At 71.4% G+C, this 2056-nt stretch carries 2 protein-coding genes; both read right to left on the reverse strand.

Annotated features, from left to right (window positions below; all coding sequences use genetic code 11):
* On the reverse strand, positions 1 to 1389 hold a 1389-nt coding region (locus ON32_RS23520), incomplete at its 3' end, for an NB-ARC domain-containing protein (protein ID WP_245551266.1).
* Between the two features lie 35 nt (positions 1390 to 1424).
* Complete coding sequence (locus tag ON32_RS23525; RefSeq protein WP_083874743.1) at positions 1425 to 1895, reverse strand: Het-E N-terminal domain-containing protein; 471 nt, start codon at positions 1893 to 1895, stop codon at positions 1425 to 1427.
* Positions 1896 to 2056: the final 161 nt, after the last annotated feature.

Genomic DNA, 2056 nt, shown 5'->3' on the forward strand with positions numbered 1-2056 from the left:
GCCGAGGATCCGCTCGGCGGCGGTGAGGGCTTGCTGAAGGTGGTGGAGGGCGCTGTCGTGCAGGCCCTGGTCTGCCAGGAACAACCCGGTGTGGCTGCGGATCGTCACGATCGTGGCCGTGATGGACCCGCTGCCGCTGCTGGTGGTGTGGTTGGTGAGGGCGTCGATGTGGGGCAGCAGGGCTCGCCAGGTCGGCCAGGTGGCTGGGTCCTGACGGTCGGGCAGGGCGGCGTGTAGAGTCTCGGCGGCGCGGGCGTGGGCGCGTTCGATCGCTTCCGGGTCGCGGTGCGGGTCGGCGGGGTCGGGGGTGCGGGCCACTGCTTGGACGAGCCGGTGGACCGACAGGGTTGTCCCGGTGGGGTCGGGGGTGATCATGTTGTAGGCCGCCAGGACTCCGAGCGCGGCATCCACGGTGATCTGGTCGGCGGGGTCCCGGCAGAGGTCGAGGGGGATGTCGTCGGGCGCGTACCAGGCCAGGGTGCGCAGCAGCTCCACCGCCGCGGGCTCGGTCTCGATGATGCGGTCCAGGGTGACTCGCCAGATCCGGGCGATCGTGCGTTGCGGGTCGGCGCCGGCCGCGGCCCGGTCGAAGGTGGGGCCGGGCTGGTCGGTGAGCAGGCGCAGGTAGGCGCGTGGGGTGGTGAACCGCTGATGCGCCAGATACGCCCCGGCCTGCTCCACCGCCAGCGGCAGATACCCCAACGCCTCACACAGCTGCGCGACCCCGTCGAGATCTCGCGGTCCGCCCGCGGTGATCAACCCGGTCAGCAGCCGCTCGGCTTCGTCGGCGGCCAAGACATCCAGCGAAATGATCACTGCTCCGGCCTGCCAGGGCATCGACAACCGGCCGGTGATCAATATTTTCCCGGTCCGGGCCCGTGCCAGCACCGGCGCGATATCGGCCGGCTCCTCCACGTTGTCCAAGATCAGCAGCCACCCGGTGTGGGTCGCCAGCCACTGCAACCCCCGCTCGGCCAGCTGCTCGACGGTCAGCGCCTCGGCCGCCGCGGGCTGCAACCGCACTGCCAGCCCCGCCAGTCCCCGCTCCACCCCCTGTTCGGAGTCCGCGTGAATCCACACCATCGGCGTGCACCCGTGGTCGCGGGTGCCGGCCCAATAGGCCGCCAGGCTGGATTTCCCGACCCCGCCCAGCCCGTGCACCGCCACCACCACGACCGGCGCCTCGCCGGTGGCCAGGGCGGCGTCGAGCCGGGCCAGCTCGGCCTCGCGGCCCACGAACCACCCCGGCCATGACTCCAGATTGTCGATCCCCGGCGGCGCCTCGATCTCGGCCACCGGTCGGAACGCCTCCGCCGGCGGCTGCACCACCCGGGTGGTGATCTGGGCGGTGAAATCACCGCCGACCTCGACCGCGGCGGCCGAGAACATGGCAGGCGCGGCGGTCCCGGACGGGGCCGCCGCGCCTAGCGAGGGTGCGGCGGCTCCGAGACCACCTGCACGTCGGTCACCGAGAAGTCCCCGGCGGCCTTCACGTCCTTCGCGATCACGCCACTGGCGCCGGAGGCGCGGATCCCACGGACCTCGACCCGATCGGCCTCCACCCGCTCCAACCGCACGCCCACCAGCTCCGCGGCCTGAGGCGAATGCCGCCCGATCACCTCCAACAACGCCTGTACCGCTGCCACCAGCTCCTCGTCCGTGCCCGCGCCTGCCGCCTCCAACTCCTCGGCCAGCACCACCTGACGTGTCGAAACCTGCGGGCGGGACTCGACGATCTCCACGTCCACCGACGAGTACCGCCGCCCCAGCACGTCTTTCACCTTCCGGTAGGCATCACCCACCGCCAGCTTCGCGGTCTCGCTCACCCCCGCCGCCAAACCGGCCGACACCGCCGACGCCGCAGCCACCGCCGCCGCTATGACCTCCGAATCCACCCGGCCACCCCTCTCCCTCGGAAACCGCCCCACCCATCACCGGACACTGCGACCGGACACAAGATCTAACCGAAAAACCCGCCACCACAACAGTGTTCGACCGCAGCCGCCTCAACATGCCGACAAACCCACTGACCTGACCCCTCTGGTTCGGTCCGGGG

The sequence above is a fragment of the Nocardia paucivorans NBRC 100373 genome (genome assembly GCF_000308675.1).
GTDB lineage: Bacteria > Actinomycetota > Actinomycetes > Mycobacteriales > Mycobacteriaceae > Nocardia > Nocardia paucivorans.